18 protein-coding genes are annotated in these 19,337 nt (G+C 59.4%); 7 read left to right on the top strand and 11 right to left on the bottom strand.

What is annotated here, in order from left to right:
• Positions 1–10 precede the first annotated feature (10 nt).
• The 7 genes from ABOK31_RS08820 to ABOK31_RS08790 all read right to left on the bottom strand — a co-directional run bounded on the left by ABOK31_RS08820 (position 11) and on the right by ABOK31_RS08790 (position 6,341).
• Positions 11–2,011: an ASKHA domain-containing protein gene (locus ABOK31_RS08820; RefSeq protein ID WP_349958903.1), complete on the bottom strand. Its 2,001-nt coding sequence runs from the start codon at positions 2,009–2,011 to the stop codon at positions 11–13.
• Positions 2,012–2,056: 45 nt separating this feature from the next.
• Positions 2,057–2,410 (bottom strand): hypothetical protein, encoded by a 354-nt coding sequence (locus ABOK31_RS08815; protein WP_174179722.1) that lies wholly within the window; start codon positions 2,408–2,410, stop codon positions 2,057–2,059.
• A gap of 2 nt (positions 2,411–2,412) precedes the next feature.
• Complete coding sequence (locus ABOK31_RS08810) at positions 2,413–3,381, bottom strand: methyltetrahydrofolate cobalamin methyltransferase (protein WP_174179720.1); 969 nt, start codon at positions 3,379–3,381, stop codon at positions 2,413–2,415.
• Positions 3,382–3,484: 103 nt separating this feature from the next.
• Complete coding sequence (locus ABOK31_RS08805; protein ID WP_174179718.1) at positions 3,485–4,591, bottom strand: methylenetetrahydrofolate reductase; 1,107 nt, start codon at positions 4,589–4,591, stop codon at positions 3,485–3,487.
• Between the two features lie 3 nt (positions 4,592–4,594).
• Positions 4,595–5,173 carry a methylenetetrahydrofolate reductase C-terminal domain-containing protein gene (locus tag ABOK31_RS08800; protein ID WP_174179716.1) on the bottom strand — a complete coding sequence of 193 codons (579 nt, stop codon included), beginning with the start codon at positions 5,171–5,173 and terminating at the stop codon, positions 4,595–4,597.
• Complete coding sequence (locus ABOK31_RS08795) at positions 5,166–5,468, bottom strand: virulence factor (RefSeq protein WP_349958565.1); 303 nt, start codon at positions 5,466–5,468, stop codon at positions 5,166–5,168. Before ABOK31_RS08795 ends, ABOK31_RS08800 begins: the two co-directional genes overlap by 8 nt.
• Before the next feature lie 234 nt (positions 5,469–5,702).
• The gene (locus tag ABOK31_RS08790) at positions 5,703–6,341 is read right to left on the bottom strand and encodes a DUF1638 domain-containing protein (RefSeq protein WP_349958563.1); all 639 of its coding nucleotides are present in this window, start codon (positions 6,339–6,341) and stop codon (positions 5,703–5,705) included.
• 20 nt (positions 6,342–6,361) lie between these two features.
• Between ABOK31_RS08790 and ABOK31_RS08785 the strand changes: the two genes are divergently transcribed.
• Complete coding sequence (locus ABOK31_RS08785; RefSeq protein WP_174179712.1) at positions 6,362–6,523, top strand: entericidin; 162 nt, start codon at positions 6,362–6,364, stop codon at positions 6,521–6,523.
• Positions 6,524–6,585: 62 nt separating this feature from the next.
• Here ABOK31_RS08785 and ABOK31_RS08780 read toward each other — a convergent pair whose 3' ends face one another.
• A complete protein-coding gene (locus ABOK31_RS08780) occupies positions 6,586–7,287 on the bottom strand; it encodes a B12-binding domain-containing protein (RefSeq protein ID WP_075851835.1) in 702 nt (233 codons plus the stop codon).
• A 260-nt stretch (positions 7,288–7,547) separates the two neighbouring features.
• On the opposite strand from ABOK31_RS08780, the gene ABOK31_RS08775 reads away from it, so the two are divergent.
• From ABOK31_RS08775 to ABOK31_RS08765, 3 genes are all read left to right on the top strand, one after another.
• Positions 7,548–9,128, top strand: a complete 1,581-nt coding sequence (locus tag ABOK31_RS08775; protein WP_349958562.1) for a trimethylamine methyltransferase family protein — start codon at positions 7,548–7,550, stop codon at positions 9,126–9,128.
• Between the two features lie 101 nt (positions 9,129–9,229).
• The gene (locus ABOK31_RS08770) at positions 9,230–9,922 is read left to right on the top strand and encodes a ferredoxin (protein ID WP_349958560.1); all 693 of its coding nucleotides are present in this window, start codon (positions 9,230–9,232) and stop codon (positions 9,920–9,922) included.
• A gap of 73 nt (positions 9,923–9,995) precedes the next feature.
• Positions 9,996–10,736, top strand: a complete 741-nt coding sequence (locus tag ABOK31_RS08765; RefSeq protein WP_349958558.1) for a phosphodiester glycosidase family protein — start codon at positions 9,996–9,998, stop codon at positions 10,734–10,736.
• Between the two features lie 69 nt (positions 10,737–10,805).
• On the opposite strand, the gene ABOK31_RS08760 is transcribed toward ABOK31_RS08765, so the two are convergent.
• Entirely contained in the window at positions 10,806–12,020 is a 1,215-nt protein-coding gene (locus ABOK31_RS08760; RefSeq protein WP_174179704.1) for a glycosyltransferase family 2 protein, read from the bottom strand.
• A gap of 296 nt (positions 12,021–12,316) precedes the next feature.
• Between ABOK31_RS08760 and ABOK31_RS08755 the strand changes: the two genes are divergently transcribed.
• Positions 12,317–13,306: a glycosyltransferase family 2 protein gene (locus tag ABOK31_RS08755; RefSeq protein ID WP_174179702.1), complete on the top strand. Its 990-nt coding sequence runs from the start codon at positions 12,317–12,319 to the stop codon at positions 13,304–13,306.
• A 94-nt stretch (positions 13,307–13,400) separates the two neighbouring features.
• On the opposite strand, the gene ABOK31_RS08750 is transcribed toward ABOK31_RS08755, so the two are convergent.
• A complete protein-coding gene (locus tag ABOK31_RS08750; RefSeq protein WP_349958555.1) occupies positions 13,401–15,290 on the bottom strand; it encodes a glycosyltransferase in 1,890 nt (629 codons plus the stop codon).
• 359 nt (positions 15,291–15,649) lie between these two features.
• On the opposite strand from ABOK31_RS08750, the gene ABOK31_RS08745 reads away from it, so the two are divergent.
• Positions 15,650–16,789, top strand: a complete 1,140-nt coding sequence (locus ABOK31_RS08745; protein WP_349958553.1) for a hypothetical protein — start codon at positions 15,650–15,652, stop codon at positions 16,787–16,789.
• A gap of 128 nt (positions 16,790–16,917) precedes the next feature.
• The gene (gene glf / locus ABOK31_RS08740; RefSeq protein WP_349958552.1) at positions 16,918–18,093 is read left to right on the top strand and encodes a UDP-galactopyranose mutase; all 1,176 of its coding nucleotides are present in this window, start codon (positions 16,918–16,920) and stop codon (positions 18,091–18,093) included.
• 119 nt (positions 18,094–18,212) lie between these two features.
• Here glf and bmt read toward each other — a convergent pair whose 3' ends face one another.
• Positions 18,213–19,226 carry a betaine--homocysteine S-methyltransferase gene (gene bmt / locus ABOK31_RS08735; RefSeq protein ID WP_174179694.1) on the bottom strand — a complete coding sequence of 338 codons (1,014 nt, stop codon included), beginning with the start codon at positions 19,224–19,226 and terminating at the stop codon, positions 18,213–18,215.
• Between the last annotated feature and the right edge of the window lie 111 nt (positions 19,227–19,337).

Below are 19,337 nucleotides of genomic sequence, written 5' to 3'. Positions count from 1 at the left end.
CAATCGCTCTTTACTCGCGGCTGCGGCGACGCCTGCGGCCGCCGCCTTCTCCGCCATCGTCGGAGATTTGCTTGCGCTCCGGCAATGTCACCACCTTGGAGAGTTCCGGGAATGCGTCGACTTTGTTCGGCAGGGCCATGGCATAGACGAAATGTTCTTGAAACTTTGATTCAAGCGCCGTCTCTATCTTCTCGATTTTCCTGACGGTTTCCTCGATTTCGCGGCGATGGCCGCGGTTCAGCAGCGCCATGCGCGCGCCGGTGCCGGCGGCATTGCCGACGGCCTTGACCTTGTCGAGTTCGCAGTCGGGAATGAGCCCCAGCACCATCGCATATTTGGGATCGATGAAGGTGCCGAAGGCGCCGGCGAGGCCGATACGGTCGACGTGATCGATGCCCTGCTTGTCCATCAGCAGCTTGACGCCGGCATAAAGTGCCGCCTTGGCAAGCTGGATGGCGCGGATATCGTTCTGGGTCACCGTGATGCGCGGTTCTCCGTCGCGCAGCAGATAGGAGAAGGTGCGGCCGTTTTGCAGGATGCGCGGCGAGCGCGCTGCCATCGAGCCGTCGACGACGCCATCTTCCGAGATGATGCCGGTCAGGAACATTTCCGCCACGACCTCGATGATGGCCGAGCCGCAGATGCCGGTGACGCCGACCTTGGCGGCGGCTTCTTCGAAGTCTGGCTCATCGGACCATGGCTCGATGCCGATCACGCGGTAACGGGGTTCGAGGGTGACGGGATCGATGCGCACGCGTTCGATAGCACCGGGTGCCGCGCGCTGGCCGCTGGAAATCTCGGCACCTTCGAAGGCAGGACCGGTCGGCGAGGAGGCGGCGACGACGCGATGACGGTTGCCGAGCACGATCTCGGCATTGGTGCCGATGTCCACAAGCAGCATCATATCATCCTGGCGATGCGGCCCTTCGGCAAGTGTTGCAGCGGCCGCATCGGCGCCGACATGGCCGGCGATGCAGGGCAGCATGTAGATGCGCGTGCCCGCATTCATCGGCAGGCCGATCTCGGCCGATTTCAGATGCACGGCGCCGGATACGGCAAGCGCGAAGGGCGCACCGCCAAGTTCGGTCGGATCGATGCCGAGGAAGAGGTGGTGCATGATCGGATTGCCGACGAAGACGGCGTTCAGAATATCCTGGCGCGACACGCCGCCATCGGCGCAGACCTTGTCAATCAAGCCGTTCAAGGCTTCGCGGACGGCGTTGGTCATCGCCTCACGGCCGTCCGGGTTCATCATGACATAGGAGACACGGCTCATCAGATCCTCGCCGAAGCGAATCTGCGGGTTGGAGGCGCCGGCCGATGCGACGGTTCTGCCTGACAGCAGCGACGACAGATGCATGGCGATCGTCGTCGAACCGATATCGCAGGCGATGCCATAGGCCTCGTTCTTCAGGCCCGGATAGAGCGCGATGAGGCGAGGGCGTTCGCTGTCCTGATCGCGATGAATGGCGGCCGTTACCTTCCATTCGCCTTTGCGCAGGATCGACTGCACCTGCGGGATGAGGTGAAAATCCACTTCGAGATTGTCGTATTTCCAGTCCGCTGCGATTGCCTGCTTCAGGCGATCCAGATCGCCTGATGGTTTGTGCATGTCGGGTTCTTCGACCTCGACGTAACACATGTGCACGGCCGGGTCGCGTTCGATGACGCGCTCGTCGGCCGCCTTGCGCACCACTTGCGCATTGATGACGGTATCCTGCGGCACGTCGATGACGAGATCGCCCTGGATCAACGCGGAGCAGGAGAGGCGGCGGCCTTCCGGCAGATCGCGCACCTCGGCATAGCGCTTTTCCTTCGGTCCGATCGGCGAAAGGTGATCGTTGGCCGAAACGATCTTGTGCTTGGCGAAATTGCCTTCCTGTACGGAGACCTGGCAGCGCCCACAGGTGGCACGGCCGCCACAGACGCTTTCGACATAGACGCCAAGCTGGCGGGCTGCCTCCAGCACGGGCGTTCCCACCGGGAAGTGGCCGCGCTTGCCGGATGGCATGAAAAGGACGAGTGGTTTCGCGCTGTCGCTGGCTTCGGCCACGGATCAGCCTTTCTGTTTGCTGAGGCGGCGCACGTTCGAGCGAACGCGCTTGCTATATGGTTTGACGGCGGCGCGGGCGATCGAATCTGCCGCCTGGTGCGTCGAGGTTTTGCGCCCCGCCGCAATTGCCGTCATTGCCGCAATGTTCTGTTCAGCCATCGCCATGTTCGCAGCGATGACGCTTTCGCCAGCGGCCGCCATCTTTTCGGTGATCATCCGATTAAATTCGGCCGTGTTCACGCGGCCGCCGGTCAGGGCCGTCATCCACATTTGCGAGAGGCGCATCCCAATCACCATGGGTGCCTCAATCCACAGGGTGGCGAGATCGTCTGAAAGCCGGCGGCTCGGATAGGTCATCGCTACTCCCTCGTGGCTCCTGCACCGGCGCGCGCGGCACGGCCGCCACGACGTCCGCCGCCAGCAGCCGGAGCTGCCGTTGTTGCTGCCGCTACCGCGCCGCCTTCGGCCGGCTTGTAATCGCGATAGGTCATGATCCAGTTGGTGCAATTGGCGTCCGTGCCATTCAGCACGTTGGCGGCGCGCACGGCTTCCATCTCCTGCGGGCGGCAAGGGTTCATGATCGCCGAGGTCATGCCGGCGCCAATGACCATGGGGATGAAGCCGGCATTGATGCCGTGACGATGCGGCAGGCCGAAGGAGATGTTGGAGAGGCCGCAGGTCGTGTTGACCTTGAGTTCGTTGCGTAAGCGGTGCAGGAGGGCGAAAACCTGACGGCCGGCATCGCCGAGCGCCCCGATCGGCATAACGAGCGGGTCGACGACGATGTCATGCGGCTTGATGCCGTGATCCATGGCGCGCTCGACGATCTTCTTGGCGACTGCGAAACGTACGTCCGGATCCATGGAAATACCGGTCTCGTCATTGGAGATGGCGACGACGGGTACGTCGTATTTTTTGATCAGCGGCAGGATGGCTTCGAGCTTTTCCTCTTCGCCCGTCACCGAATTGACCAGCGGCCGGCCCTTGGCAACCTTGAGCGCTGCCTCGATCGCTGCTGTGACCGAGCTGTCGATCGAGAGCGGCACATCGACCAGACCCTGCACGATCTCGAGCGTCTGCACGAGAAGGCCCGGCTCGGTCTCGTTCGGGTTGACGGAGGTTACGCCCGCATTGACGTCGAGCATGGTCGCACCGGCGGCAACCTGCTCCAGAGCGTCCTTGATGACGGTGTCGAAATTGCCTTCGATCATCTCGGCGGCGAGCTTCTTGCGCCCCGTCGGGTTGATGCGCTCGCCGATCACGCAGAAAGGCTGGTCGAAGCCTATGATGATCTCGCGGGTGGCGGAGGCAACGATGGTACGCGTCATGTCTGATCCTCTGGTCAGTTGGCCCGATAGCTGGTCTATCGTGCGGTGATTTGGGTTACAAGCTGGCCGGTTCCTCTCCTGGCCCGCTGCTGTCGTCTCGAATTCAATGTGCCTGCTGCGGCGTATGATGGGCAGCGATCTCCGCCATAGCCTGCTGGTTTTCTTCCCTGCCTTCGCTGATCTGGTGCAGTCGTTCGGCTACGAGCGCATCGGTGCGGCTTGCCTCGCGCTTCCACGGCTGACGGCCCTTCAGGACGCCGGAATCATGCACCATTTCAGCGACATATTCTTCCTGGCGATAGGCCATGACGTGGATGCCGGAAACGCCTTCGATCTCCTTCACCTCGTTGATGATGTCGATGCAGAGCTGCTTGCCTTCCTTCTTCTGATCCTGCGCGCCCTCGATGCGTTTGATGACCTCATCGGGGATATGAACGCCCGGCACGTTGGAACGCATCCAGCGGGCGGTCTTTGCCGAGGCAAGCGGGCCGACGCCGACGAGAATGAAGCATTTTTCGTTAAGGCCGAGATCCCTGACCTTCTTCATGTATTCGCGGAACATCGGCACGTCGTAGCAATACTGGCTCTGGACGAACTGCGCTCCGGCCTCGATCTTCTTCGCCAGCCGGTAGGGACGAAAATCGTAAGGCGGGGCGAAGGGATTGATGGCGGCGCCCAAAAAGACCTTCGGCGGTGATGTCAGCTTGCGGCCGGACAGGAACTTTGCGTTGTCGCGCATGATGCGCACGGTTTCGAGCAGCGACATGCAATCGAGATCGAAGACCGGCTTGGCGCCCGGCTGATCGCCGGCCTGCACGCCGTCACCGGTCAGGCACATGATATTGCACACGCCCATGGCGGCGGCACCCAGCACGTCGCCCTGGATGGCGATGCGGTTCTTGTCGCGGCAGGCGATCTGCATGATCGGCGCATAGCCCATGCGGGTCAGCAAAGCACAGATCCCGACCGAGGACATATGGCAATTGGCGCCGGATGCATCGACGGCGTTAATGCCATCGACCCAGCCTTCGAAAATGGCGGCACGCTCGTAAACATCTTCGGCATTGGCGCTGTCGGGAGGATTCAGTTCGGCTGTCACGGCGAATTCGCCGCGGCGAAGCACGCGTTCCAGCCGCCCGAGCGAAGAATGGCCGGGCAGGGGATCGAGCGGCAGATGGACGCCAAGCGGATTTTCATCGATATGCGACATCGCTCAGGCTTCCTTTTTTGCCGCTTCGCGGGCTGCTGCCGCTTCCGCCGTGACGCGAAGCCAGGAGGAGGTCTCGCGCAGCGACTGGTTCACGGGCTTCTGCACCTTCAGGATCGCATCACCCTGGGTCATGTTCTGCGAGCCGTTCCAGGCCTGCACCCAAACGCAGGGCATGTCGGGTTCTACCTCGCAATTGCCATTGGCGCGAACGCCGCCGCAGGGGCCGTTGCGCAGTTGCTTGGGACAGTTCATCGGGCAGGACATGCCCGTCGACGACAGCGCGCACTGACCACACATGCGGCAATCGAACAGGAAGCCCTTCACATTGCGCTCGATGAAGGTGATCGGTCGCTCGACGCGATCATAGCCGAACGCCTTCCACAGCGGATGAAGCAGGAGGAAAGCGTCGGCGAAGCGACGATAGAACCATTCGAAGAAGCGCGAGTGACGCACCGCCCAGAGGCGGACCGTGTATTTGCGCCGGGCGCGGCGGTTGGGCGAGACGCCTGCCGGCGTGTAGGCGCCGCTGGCAGCCTTTGCGCCCGCTGCGGCATTGCCGGGCTTCTGGACGGCATCAGCCATTGTCGCGGCCTCCGGCCTTCACCAGCGCCACCAGCCGCTTGCGGTCATAAGCGGCCTCGAGCTCGCCGGCTGCCTTGTCTGCTTCAGCTTCGAGATCGTCCGATACCGGCACCGGGTCGGCCTTGCGCCATTCGGCGAGATAATCATCGGTTTCGGCCGCGCCCGTGCGCATGGCGCACATGTCGATTGCTTCGGTAAAGCGCAGCGAAAGCTCGCGTTTTGCCGTCTGCCTGCCCTTCTTGATAATCACCTGGGCCGGAATGTCCCGCCAATAGACGACAATGCGATCCGCCATGCACAAATCTCCTCTTCACGCCAGAATGCACGCCGGCCGAGCTCGGGACTGCGCTCGCCACGACGCGGCACATGCCGAAAAGCGACGCGACATGAAAAGCTTGTCTACGAGTGTCCGGAACGGGCATTATCCTTTGAAATTACCGGGTTCGAACTGTGATTGAATGTGCATCCCTCGTCCAGTATGTCGGTGATGGCAAAGAGGCAGCTGGTAGGAAATGACGGGGCGTCGCAATCAGACGACCAACAGTTCGCGGGCAAGGTCGCCATAGCCGGTGAAGCGATATTCATAATCCAGGCCGAGATAGGTGGCGGCTTCCTTTGCCTTCGCCTGCAGCGCCGGATCTTCCTCCTGCGAGAGATAGACCATCTTGCGGTAATTGCCGAAATACATGTCGCGCAGTTCGGGATGGCGATCGAGGCCGAGCGGGACGATAACGAAGGCTTCGAACTGGCGGGCCAGGAAATCTGTGAGGAAGAACGAGGTTATGTCGTCATCGTTCGCTGCGAAAGCTTCGTTGCCGGTAAAGAAGGAATAACAGTGCGGGCCGGAAAGGCGCTCTATCCCCTCTCGCTCGCAGATCCTGTCGATATCACCGCCGGTGCCACAATCGGCATAGCCGACGAAGACTTTCTCGAAGCCGCGCGCGCGGGCATCCGCAATTGCCTGTTCCAGAGCCGGTGCGATCTTCTGCGGGTAGGAATGGTAGATCGCCGGAAGACAGTGCAGGTCGATGTGATCGAGCCCGTTTATTCTGGACACCGCCAATATTTCGCGCGCGATTGCCCCGCACGCGATTACATGAACCTTTTGCTTTGTTATGCGTTTACTGTTTGGAGGGTTTTTCTCCGTATTTTGCCGATCGACATCCATACAAAAGGGGGCTCCTGATCATGACCGCATCGACAACAGGCAAAATCGCCGCTGCCTTCGCCGTACTTATGGTACTCGCTTCATGCTCCAACACAATTCGCGGCATGGGCAGAGATACGGCCAACGCCGTCAACGCGACGGAAGATGCCGGTCACAAGGTCAAGCGGGCCGTTCAGAACTAATGTGAGATGTGGATCGGCCGGCGACAAGGCTTTAATTGTCGCCGGCCTTGAATTCGCGGCAATCAGGCGCCAGCAGCCAGGCTGTTGTGCTTGCGCTTCATGAATTCCTTGGCGGTCTCGACCGCGACAGCCGCATCGCGGCAGTAGGCGTCGGCGCCGACGGCCTTGCCGAATTCCTCGTTCAGCGGCGCGCCACCGACGAGGACGACGTAATCGTCGCGCAGGCCCTTTTCCTTCAGCGTATCGATGACGACCTTCATATAGGGCATCGTCGTGGTCAGCAGGGCCGACATGCCGAGAATGTCGGGCTGTTCGCGCTCGATGGCGTCGAGATAGTTTTCGACCGGATTGTTGATGCCGAGGTCGATGACGTCAAAGCCTGCGCCTTCCATCATCATGCCGACGAGGTTTTTGCCGATGTCGTGAATGTCGCCCTTGACGGTGCCGATCACCATCTTGCCGAGCTTCGGTGCACCGGTCAGCGCCAGAAGCGGCCGCAGGATCGCCATGCCCGCCTTCATCGCGTTGGCGGAAAGCAGAACTTCCGGAACGAAAAGAATGCCGTCTCGGAAGTCGATGCCGACGATGCGCATGCCTTCGACCAGCGCCTGGGTGAGGACATCGTAAGGCGTCCAGCCGCGATCGAGAAGGATCTGTGTTGCTTCCTCGATTTCTTCCTTCAACCCGTCATACAGGTCGTCATGCATCTGCTGCACGAGCTCTTCGTCAGAAAGTTCCGAGAGAATGATTTCGTCGTCAGACATGCGCTCCATCCCGTTTTCGTGCAATGCATCAGAGACTTGTATAAAACACTGCCGCCATTATCGATAGACCGGAAGGCCGCCAAAACTCTTTTTGAATGCGACGTCGCACGGATCAATCGCGACGGACGAAGAACAGTTGATATTGGCAGCCCATGTCTGTCCTATGCTAATTGCTGGCGCATTAAGGAACGTCCGCTTGGCGGAATCGGATAGCATGGGGTCATGATAGACGCATCCATGCGCAGGAGTGAGGAAACATCATGGACGATATGATTGAGCAACCGGCTGCAGGCAATGACGGCGGTGGACGGCGTTCGCGCAGCGAGGGCAGGGGTGCGGCAGCACGGCGCGCTTCGCGCAGCGGCGGCGGGCCGGGTCCTTCGCTTCCCTATATCACCCGCAAGATCGGCGTCTACGAAGTGCTCGACGAGGAAGGCCTGCAGCTCATCGAGCGCAATGCCGACACGGTTCTGGAAGAAATCGGCATCGAGTTTCGCGATGACGCCGAAGCTCTGGCGCTCTGGAAGGAAGCCGGTGCCGATGTACGCGGGCAGCGCGTGCATTTTCCGAAGGGACTTTGCCGTGAGCTTCTGAAGACGGCGCCGAAGGAATTTACCTGGCATGCGCGCAACAGCGCCCGCAACGCCCATGTCGGCGGCAAGGCGACGATCTTCGCGCCGGTTTACGGACCGCCCTTCGTGCGCGATCTCGAGGGCAACCGCCGCTATGCGACGATCGAGGATTTCCGCAATTTCGTGAAGCTCGCCTATATGGCGCCGTCGATGCATTCGTCCGGTGGCACGGTGTGCGAGCCTGTCGATATCCCGGTCAACAAGCGCCATCTCGATATGGTCTACAGCCATATCAAATATTCCGACAAGCCGTTCATGGGATCGGTTACAGCACCTGAGCGTGCCGAAGACACGATCGCCATGGCAAAGATCGTGTTCGGCGACGATTTCGTTGAAAACAATTGTGTGACGCTGAACCTCATCAACGCCAACTCGCCGATGGTGTTTGACGAGACCATGCTCGGTGCATTGAAGGTCTATGCCCGGCACAATCAGGCGTCGGTCGTTTCGCCCTTCATCCTTTCGGGTGCCATGAGCCCGGTAACGGTTGCCGGCACGCTGACGCAGATTTTGGCCGAAGTGCTGGCCGGCGCTTCCTTCACGCAGCTGATCCGCAAAGGGTCGCCGGTGCTTTACGGCACCTTCGCGGCATCGATTTCGATGCAGTCGGGCGCACCGACCTTCGGCACGCCGGAGCCGTCGCTCGTTTCCTATGGTGCGGCACAGCTTGCCCGCCGTCTCGGCCTGCCGTTCCGTACCGGCGGCTCGCTTTGCGGCTCCAAGATTCCGGATGCGCAGGCGGCACACGAATCTGCCAGTACTTTGAATATGACGCTGCTCGCCGGCACGAATTTCGTGCTGCATGCGGCCGGATGGCTGGAAGGCGGTCTCGTTTCGTCCTACGAGAAGTTCATGATCGACCAAGATCAGTTGGGCATGATGCAGAAGATGGCGGAGGGTATCGATCTCTCGGAGAATGGCCAGGCGCTGGATGCCATTCGTGAGGTCGGCCCGGGAAGCCACTATCTCGGCTGCGGCCATACGCAGGCGAATTTCCAGTCGGCCTTCTATCGTTCGCCGCTCGCCGACAACAATTCCTTCGAGCAGTGGGAGATCGAAGGCCAGAAGCGCATCGAGGAACGCGCCAACGCGCTTTGCCGCTCGTGGCTCGATCACTACGAAGCGCCGCCGCTCGATCCGGTCATCGACGAGGCCTTGCTTGCCTATATTCAGAAGCGCAAGGATTCCATGCCGGACGCTTTCACTTGAAGAGAGCCCGAGGCCGCCAGGGAGCAAGGCGGTGCAACGCGCGTTGCCGACCTGATCCAGAAGGAAGTCTGGCGGCCGCACTACGCATATAAGGGGCCACGGTGAGCCGCGGCCCGCAAATATTCGAACAGCTCCGTGCGGCGCTCGGCGTCCACGGAGTTTTCGTTCGTGGCAGCCTGTCTTTTGATGAAGGCGAGGGGCCGCTGCTGACGGATGGCACAACAGCTCGAAGCGTCGCGCTGCTCGGCAATATCGGAGGCTCGATCTGGCCGGCGTTCTCGAAATGGCTGGATATGCCCGCCAACAGGACACGCAAAGATCCCCTCGACGATTGGTCGAAGGCAATCATCCGGCCGGTCGCAACCGAGTTGGGGGCCACGGCCTATTTTCCTTCGGACCCTCCTTGGCAACCGTTTCAGCGATGGGCCATGCAGGCCGAGGACCTGAAAGCGTCGCCGCTCGGCATCCTGATCCATCCGGACTATGGCCTGTGGCACGGCTATCGCGGCGCATTGGGATTTGCCGATGCTCTGGAAGGAGTGGAGGAGCCGCCAATTTCTTCGCATCCATGCGATCTGTGCGTGGAAAAGCCTTGTCTTGCCGTCTGTCCCGCCGGGGCGATAACGGCCGTGGGGTTCGATGTTCCACGCTGTCGGTCGCATTTGCGCAAGCCGCAAGGGCAGGCTGGCTGCATGGCTGGTGGCTGTCTTGCACGCAATGCCTGCCCGGTCGGGGCGGGCTATCGTTATCCCGCCGAACAGCTTGCATTCCATATGGCAGCGCTCCAGCTTTAGTTCTCACGCGTTCCTTGTTTCGCCGCATTGCGATGCGTTCTGAAGCCTGTGCTATCCATGCGGGGCCATGCGCTTGATTCGATTGATCATCATCCTTGCCGTTCTCGCCTTCGCCGCCACCGCGTCAGCCGGCGAAGCCTGTCGCAAGGTTCAACATCTCGGCGACGGCTATACGGTCTGCACTTTCGATCCCGCCGGCGACGATATCCAGATTTTCCAGAATGACCGCAGCGGCAAGCCCTATGGCTCGTTCCGGGCGCTCGAAAACGATCTGCGCGAGGATCGCATCTATGTGCGCTTCGCCATGAATGGCGGCATGTATCTCGACGACCAGTCTCCCGTCGGCCTCTTCGTCGAAAACGGACGCGAAGTGAAGGCGATCAACACGAATAAGGGATGGGGCAACTTCCATCTGTTGCCGAACGGGGTTTTCTATCTCGGATCGAGCAAGGCCGGCATCATGGAAAGCAAGGCCTTCGCCGCCTCTGGCATCAAGCCTTTTTACGCAACGCAGTCCGGCCCGATGCTGGTCGTCGGCGGCAAGCTCCATCCGTCATTTCTGGCGGACAGTCCGAGCTTGAAGACACGAAACGGCGTTGGCGTTACGGCTGACGGCAAGGTCATCTTTGCCATTTCGGATGGCGCGGTGCGCTTCCACGATTTTGCGACGCTGTTTCGCGACGAGCTGAAATGTCCGAATGCGCTTTTTCTGGACGGCAGCATTTCCAGCCTCGACATTCCGGAATGGCAAAGGCGCGACAGCCTGTTTCCGCTCGGGCCGATCATTGCGGTGACGGAAATGTTACCGGGCTGATGTGAAACCATAAGAAAGGCTCCGCCGAGCATTGCGCGACGGAGCTCCTTTGGCGTTCAACGTCAGATATCAGACGAACTGATCGATATAGGTGAGAATGCTGAACAGGCCGTCTTTCGGACCCGGATTTGCGGGGAAATCCTCCGTGAAGCGAAGATAGGCCCTTGGCTTGCCGCCATAGCTGCCGGTCTGCGGCGCTTCCCTTGAAAGATGCTGCCGGATCGACTGCGGGAGAAGGTTGATCGTGGCATCGTCGATGATCGGCTCGATGATGACGGGCTCGCCGTTGAAGGCGATTGCTTCCGTTGCGGCGGTGGAGATGCCCGCCAGCTTGCGGATCTGATCGTAGGATTCCGGCGGCAGCGGCGTCGGAAGATAGGCCGCCATGCGGTGATACATGATATAGGCTTCTACCCAGTTCTGCGCATTGACATGCAGGCGCATGGCGACCGCCTGACGCTGCAGCATGAATTCGGTAATGCGCGGCATCAGCGAGCCGCGATAGTCAGGCGGATAGCGGTTGTCGCGCAGGGCCTGCGAGGCGAGGTATTCGAGGCCGCCCCTGTAGGTATCCCACTGGAACATGCATTCCTTGTTGCCCTGCTGCAGGCGCGGATCGTCAGAAACGGCGGTCACGCGCGCAAAAGGTTCGGGCATGAACAGGATATCGGCCTTATCCAATGCACGGGTCGTGTAGAGGAAGGCCCAGAAGATGAAGGGCGTGGGGCTGGAGATCGACTTCGTCAGAACGTCGCGCCGGATGATCATGAATTCGGGGAAGATGTGCTTGTCGAGAATGAATTCCAGCATCGAGCGGAAGTCACCCTTGGTGTGACGCGTCGGATAGGAGAGGTGATAGAAGGGCTCCATATCGCCGCCGCCCGGCCGGCCGTCGACCAGAAGCCACGGCGCCTGGATCATGCCGATGTTCTTGTCGTCCACCATGATGCGAAGATATTCGACGACTTTTTCCGGGATCAGCAAGTCGTCATCGCCGAGGAAAACCGCGTAGTGGCCGCGGGCTCTCTGCATTGCAAAAGCGTAGTTGCTGATGAAACCGGAATTGCGCGCCCGGCGATAGGCGCTGATTTCCGGGTGATGCGAGATCGACTGAATGTAGGCCGCGGTCTCATCCGTCGAACAATCGTCGACAATGACGATTTCGAAAGGGAGTCCCAGTCGACGAAATTCTTCCAAGTGGAAATTGACGTTCCGTTCGAGCATGAACTGACGGTTATAGGTCGGAACGCAGATCGAAAGGACGGGAACTTGAGCAGAAGACATCGATATTCTCCACGAGGCATCAGCGCGATTCTATGCACGGACTTTGATCCATGAATAAGCCGGATTGCTTTCGCGGGGCTGGAGAGTTTTGGGCGACCTGATTGCGGAAAGCGCTCATGCTCCAGTTCAGTGCAAGTTCCGCTCTCTATGCTCCTGTCAGCGCATCCTGCAATCCCGGCAGGAGGCGATTGCCGTTTTTGAGGGTGCCTCTCCCTCGGAAATGGCTGGATAGCCGGAGGCGCATGGACAACCGATACCTGCAGGGTTTGGCATCCATGTCAGTATCAGGAGACCCTGTGAGCAAAGTCAGTGTCATCATTCCCGCCTTTAAGGCGCAGGAATCCATCGGTGAAACGATTGCCGCGGTTCTTGAAAATCGTGATGTTTTGGAGGTGATTGTCGTCGACGATATGTCTCCCGATGCCACCGCGATGATTGTCGAGCGACATGCTCAGCGCGATCAGCGGGTGCGGCTGCTGCGCAATCCGCAAAATGGCGGGGCGGGATACAGCCGGAATGCCGGCATGGCCGCCGCCCGCGGCGACTATTATTACTTTCTCGACGCCGACGACATGGTGGCGCATCGCTCGATCGATGAAGTCGTCCATCACATGGAAGCCAATGGTTGCGATGTGATGGTGTTTCGTTATCGCTATGTGACCGAGAGAAGCGGCCGTCTCGATCCGATGCTGCCGATCGATAATGATGCCTGGCAGGCACTGCTCGGCGATACTGATATAGGCATTTTTACGCTCGACCAGTGCGAGCGATTGCTGTTCACCGTGAATTTCCCCTGGAACAAGATCGTTAGCGCCAACCTATGCCGGGAAACGGGTCTCCGCTTCTCGGAGACGCGCGTCCACAATGACATCTATGCTCACTGGCACATCTATCTGTACGCCCGGAAGATCGGCATGATGAATCGCTATCTCATCGGCCACCGCGTCTATCAGGACCGGGCGCAATTGACCAATGTCTTCACCGAAAAGCGATTCGAGGTCTTCAAGGCCTTTGCAGAGGTGGAATCGCTATTTGCGCGCCTGCCTCAGATGAAGCAGGCCTACTATCAGTGGTTCCTTCGCAGCAAGTTCGATTTGCTCGATTGGATTTACCCGCAATTACCGTTCGATCTCAAGGAGCGCTTCTTCGCGCTGGTTCGGCAATGCTACGAAGAGTATGGCCTGGCTGACTATGAGAACGTGCGCAGGCAGTCGTTCGAGACTGCGGATATCGCGCTCAGGCTGAAACAGGCCCCTCATTTGATACTCGGCAAGACGCCAAGATAGCCGGCTAAGATAGTGTTCGGCGCCTGATGTACTCGCAATAAAAAGAGAGGCGCCGCGGTCATGCCGCGGCGCCTCTCTTCCGTTTCAGGCTGGTTCATCTGATGGCGTCGAGTTCGTTCAGATCCAGGGCATTTTCGAATTCGTCGCGGCTGTAGATCGCAAAATCCGCTTCGGTCGATTCCTTGAACTTGTATGGGTTCTCCACCAGCTTCAGCAGGGTCCATTGCGGGAACCGGTTTGCGATGTCCGTCGTGAACTTGCGGTGCCGGACATGCGACGCGCCACGAATGTCCGGGCCGTCGAAATTGGAGGCGTAGATAACCACATAGCGCTGTGGCAGGGAGAACAGCTGGTCGAGGTAATTGACGTAGATATTGTCGTCGATCAGATGGTAGAGCACGTCAAGCGACAGGGCGCAGTCATAGGCATCCTCGTGCATTTCCCAGTCCAGCGACTGATCGCCCAGCCAGACGAAATTGTAGTTCGGCTTGTCCCTATACATCATCATCGTGCGTTCGATGACCGTCTTGGAGACATCGAAGCCGGTATAGCGGTCGAACGAGAAGTATTTCAGCTGATTGCCGTCGCCGGAGCCCATCTCCGCAAAGGATTTCAGCCCTTTCTTCCGGGCGAGACTATTCAGAAACTGTCCCTTGTACTTGGCGAGCACATCATAAGAGCCGGCACCCGAGTTGCCGCCATTGCGATAACGGCCCTCCCAATAGCCGGTGGAGTCAAAGGAAGGGGCAGCTTCCGATCGCCGGATCGGCTGTTCCAGCGGCGTAACGGGAGCAAGCCGTTCCACAGATGGTGGCGGGATGGGGTGCGGCTGTGTCGGATAGGGCTGCGGCATCGGCTGCATCGCCACCTCGGCAACCGGCATGGCTTCGCGAACCTGCTGCACCGATATGGCCTGCGGAATAGGCGCCGCGGGCTGTTGAACCTGCTGTGCGGGTGCTGGCCGCTGAGCCAGCCAAAGCGGGACGGGCCGCTTCATATTTGAACCCGCCTGCTGTTCCAGCGATGCCCAATTCACGGGTTTTGCGACTTCGGGTACCCGATCGCCCATGACGATATCGAGTTCGCGCAGCTGCTTGGCGAGAGGGAATTTCTCGTGGACATATTGCGTCCATTGATGGGTCTGACCGGCAATGATCTTTTCGACGGCCTCATCCACCGACGAGAAGCGGATTTCGTCGGGCCAGAATTCTTCCGCACCGGGATAATCATGGACCACCGGTAGGGCGCCGACAGCCATGGCTTCGGCAATGTTATAACCGAAGCTCTCATGTACCGAGGTCGACAGTATCACGCCCTTGTCGGCAAGGAAGGCAGGCATGTTGCGCTGCCAGCCATGGAAGAAGACGTTGCGGGTGAGACCGAGCTTTTCCGTCGTGCGCTTCAGGTACGGCATCATGACGAACTCTTCCTGTTCGCCGGCCACATGCAGCGTGTAGGAAGGATCGCGCTTCACCAGCGAGTGCATGACTTGCAGGAACAGCGGCTGGTTCTTGCGCATAAAGGGCTTGGCGGCCCAGGCGATCTTCTTCTTGTCGAGCGAAGGGATCGGCTTGAACTTGTCGAGATTGAGGCCGTTCCACACGACGTGGGTACGGGTCTTCTGGGTGACCTGGGGTGCCCTGAGTTTCAGGACACGCAGCATGTCATGAGACACCAGAATCAGATCGTCGATGGCGCCGAAATCGATGCGATCGGGAAAATTCGATTCCACGATCTCGAAGCGATGCCAGCGCGCGATGACACGCTTGCCGCGCCGCTTGATGTTCTGGTTAATCGCATGGACGAAGAGCTCGTTGCAGAATTCGAACCAGACGATGTCGGCCCATTCCACAGCCGTCTCGATCTCCTTGAAAGTCTTTGGCTGTATGGCCATGACTTCGTAGGTCTTTGACAGATGTTGGATTATGTCGCCGATGAAGCTATCGACTTCGATGATTATGGCCAGCTTTTTCTTCTGATGCATCTTCTGCTACCGTAAAAGAGACGAGTGGTTCTTAGTCTCGACCTGACGGACGACACGACCGACCTTCGTGTCCGCCGAGCACCGACGTTCTTGGCAATATTCTGAACGCGCGATTGTCCCCGCACAGAAATTCCAGTCCCGAGCTTATGCCGACCAACTTTCGCGAGGCTGGATTGCGCGAAAAGTGTCCCGGGCGGCAGACGTCCGGCGATTTCCCGCACAAGCTTCGCAAAAGGAAGGATGGCCAAAGTGCCGATCAAACGAGCTCGATCGCGAGCGAATCTCCGGGAGCCACGTCGTCTGACTGCTTTCCTCGGATCGGGCCGTTACCTGGGGTTCGGAATTAGGGGACAGTCCACATGTCATTGGCAGCGAACAGCCTGCATACGCCCACCTACGAAGCGCATCCTGCGAGCCAGATACAATGGTCCGATGCGCCGCTGCTGACCCAGGACATGTTGAGCGGCACATTCTGGAGCCTTGGCGACGTCAATCGCGGGATGTTTACGCGCTTCATGGTTCTGGCGCCCGATGGCATGATCGGCAATTATTTCGATCCGAGCGTCGACTTCTGGCATGTCATGGGCGGCCGGCTTTGCCTGATCGACAGGGATGGACTGCCGTCGGTCATCTTCGATTCCGCCCATATCGAGGGCGGCAATCTTATGGCGCTTGCGGGACGAGGCGTCGTTGGCGGCGTTGATGCGACCTATCTGCTGGTGCCGGCCGATCATCCTCCACATCCGCTGTTTTCGACACCTGTGGGCGTCGAGCGCAAGGCAAACTTTCTTGTTCAGCCTCAGGAAGGATTGCGGCGTCCCAATCTGGTGGTCGCGCCGGCCGGTTCGAAGTCGCTCCATCCGCGCTGGTTCGAGAAGATCGATGAAGCCTCGCGCAACTGGGATCTTTGCATTGGCTATTATGGTGCCGAGACGCCGGAGGTTTCCAATAGCCCCTACGAATATCTGGCGCACATCCCGAAGACCAAGAAGTTCAAGATCATCTACGATCTCTTCCACGAAGGCAGCCCGCTCTGGAACTACGAGCGGATCTGGCTGCCGGATGACGATCTGCTCTGCGATGGTGAAGACGTCAACAGGATGTTCCACCTGTCGCATAAGCATGGTCTGGATCTGGCGCAGCCGTCGCTCAAGAAAGGTCCGGGTTCCTACCCCAACCATCCGTTGACGGTTCAGCGACCTAACAGTGTCGTTCGTTTCGAAGGCTTCGTTGAAATCATGTGCCCGGTCTTCTCGCGGCGGGCGCTGCAGATCTGCATCGAGTCCATGAAGGATGTCGAATCCGGATATGGCCTCGACCATCTTTGGCCTTCATTCCTCGGGCGGCCGGTAGCACGCATGGCGATCATCGATGCCATCTCTGTCGCCCACACGCGGCCGCTAGGCGCAACCTACAATGTCAACGCGGCGGTGGAAGAACAGGCCGCACTCTTCAGGACGTATCAGTATACGCCCTTGAAATATGCTGGCGTTTGGTAAGCGCACTTGGATTTTCCCTGTGCCGTCGATGGATTTGCGCTGACGCCACCCCTCACATCTCCATTTCCGATTGGCACGTTCGATTGCAACCGTTGACGGGATTTTGGTGGCACAGAAAGTTTTAGAGCATGATTGATTTTTCCAAGGTAGATTTATTGATCGTCGGCGCTGGGTTTTATGGCGCGACGATTGCCGAGCGGGTGGCGAACGAGCTGCAGAAGAATGTGCTTCTGATCGACCGGCGAAGCCATATCGGCGGTAATGCCTATAGTGAGTTCGACGGCGAGACCGGTATCGAGGTTCACCGCTACGGCGCGCATCTCTTCCATACGCCGAACGAGGTGGTCTGGACCTATCTCAACAGGTTCACGGCCTTCACCGACTACAAGCACCGCGTCTATTCGACTTATCGCGACCAGGTCTATTCGATGCCGATCAATCTTGGCACGATCTCTCAGTTCTTCAACCGGCGCCTTTCTCCGGCTGATGCAAGGGCATTGATTGCCGAGCAGGCGGCCGAGATGGCGGATCGTCATCCAGCCAATCTGGAGGAGAAGGCGATTTCGCTGATCGGCCGGCCTTTGTACGAGGCGTTCATCCGCGGCTATACCGCCAAGCAGTGGCAGACGGACCCGCGCGATCTGCCCGAACACATCATCACGCGCCTGCCGGTCCGCTACACCTTCGACAACCGTTACTTCAACGACAAGTACGAGGGTTTGCCTGTCGACGGCTATACGGCGATCTTCGACAGGATGCTGAAGCATCCGAAGATCCAGATCGCTCTCGGTGTCGATTTCTTTTCGCTGAAATCCTCGCTGCCGGCTGATCTTCCCATCATCTATACCGGCCCGATCGATCGCTATTTCGATTATTCCGAAGGCGAGCTGGGGTGGCGTACGATCGATTTTGAGAAAGAGACGCTGAATACCGGCGATTTCCAGGGGATGGCGGTCATGAACTATGCCGACGAGACGATCCCGTACACGCGTATCCTGGAGTTTCGCCACTTCAATCCCGAGCGCAGCTATCAGAACGAAAAGACCGTCGTCGTGCGTGAATATTCGCGTTCGGCCAAGCGCGCTGACGAGCCCTATTATCCGATCGACACGCGGCAGGACAAAGAAGTCTTCCTGCGCTACCGCGAGCGGGCGGAGGCGGAGACCAATGTCCATTTCGGCGGGCGGCTCGGCACCTATCGCTATCTCGACATGCATCAAGCCATAGGCGCGGCCTTGAAGGCTTTCGACAGTCGCGTCGTCCCGCATTTTGTCGAGGGACGCGCGATCGGCGGCGAGAAATAGCGGGCGGCTTGCGCAGGCTCGCTTTCGGCATGCTTTGAAGATGGTGCCGGGCGGAAATCTCTGTGGAAGCAATTGAATGATAAAAAGAAAGCCCGGTGACCGGGCTTTCTTTTTTGTCCTTAGGACCGTCTGCGGCGTTCGCGAGCGGGAGCCGCGCCGCCCTCGTTGGCGGTCTTGTTGCGCAAGGGGCCGATCTTTTCGACGATCGTTTCCAGCGTCGGGCGAGGGCCGGGCACATAGCTGTCCAGTGCCTGTCGCATTGCAGCCAGATGGCCGCAGGAGGTGCCGCAGCAGCCGCCAATGATCTTGGCGCCGGCATCGCGGGCAAGGCGGGCATAATCGGCCATTAGTGGCGGCGTGCCGGAATAATGGATTTCGGCGCCGCGATACTCCGGAATGCCGCAGTTGCCCTTGACGATAACGATTGCGGACGCATCCGCCTCGGTCATGTCGAGAAGGCTGGAGAGGATGTCCGAGGCGCCGACGCCGCAATTGGCGCCGACCGCGAGCGGGCCTGTGCCGATATCTGTGGCGACGGCATGAATGTCCTTCGGATGCAGGCCCATCATGGTCTTGCCGGCGGTGTCGAACGAGCCGGTATAGGTGTAGGGCAGGCCGACCTTGGCGGCGGCCTCGGCAGCAGCACGGATTTCTTCCGGCGACGACATGGTCTCGATCCAGGCGACATCGGCGCCGCCGGCCTGCAGGCCTTCCATCTGCTCGACGAAAGCGGCGACGGCGTCTTCATAGGTCAGGGCGCCAAGCGGCATCAGCAGCTCGCCCGTCGGTCCTACCGAGCCACCGACGATGACCTTGCGGTCGGCCTTGTCGGCTACGGCGCGAGCGATCTCGGCTGCCGTCTTGTTGAGGCTGTGCACGCGATCCTGCGCGTGGTGAAGCTTCAGGCGATGACGGGTGCCGCCGAAAGTGTTGGTGAGGATGATATCGGCGCCGGCATCGACGAAATCCTGATGCAGCTTCGTGATCCGGTCCGGGTGCTGTTCGTTCCAGAGTTCCGGCGCTTCGCCGGCCTCCAGGCCCATGGCGAAGAGGTTGGTGCCTGTTGCGCCGTCGGCAAGCAGCACGCCCTTTTCGGCAAGGAGATCGGTCAGGGGATTGTTGGCGACGGTCATGGCGTGTCCTCGGATACGTCGGATGTTCGGATATCAAATGCAGATATAAACATTTCTTTATGTGAACACAACGACAAGATAGCCGCCATGTGTGGGTGCGGCAATAGCGGC

The sequence above is a fragment of the Rhizobium sp. ZPR4 genome (genome assembly GCF_040215725.1).
Lineage (GTDB): Bacteria > Pseudomonadota > Alphaproteobacteria > Rhizobiales > Rhizobiaceae > Rhizobium > Rhizobium rhizogenes_D.
Note: the sequence above shows the minus strand (reverse complement) of the source record. Positions and strands in the feature narration are given on the sequence as shown.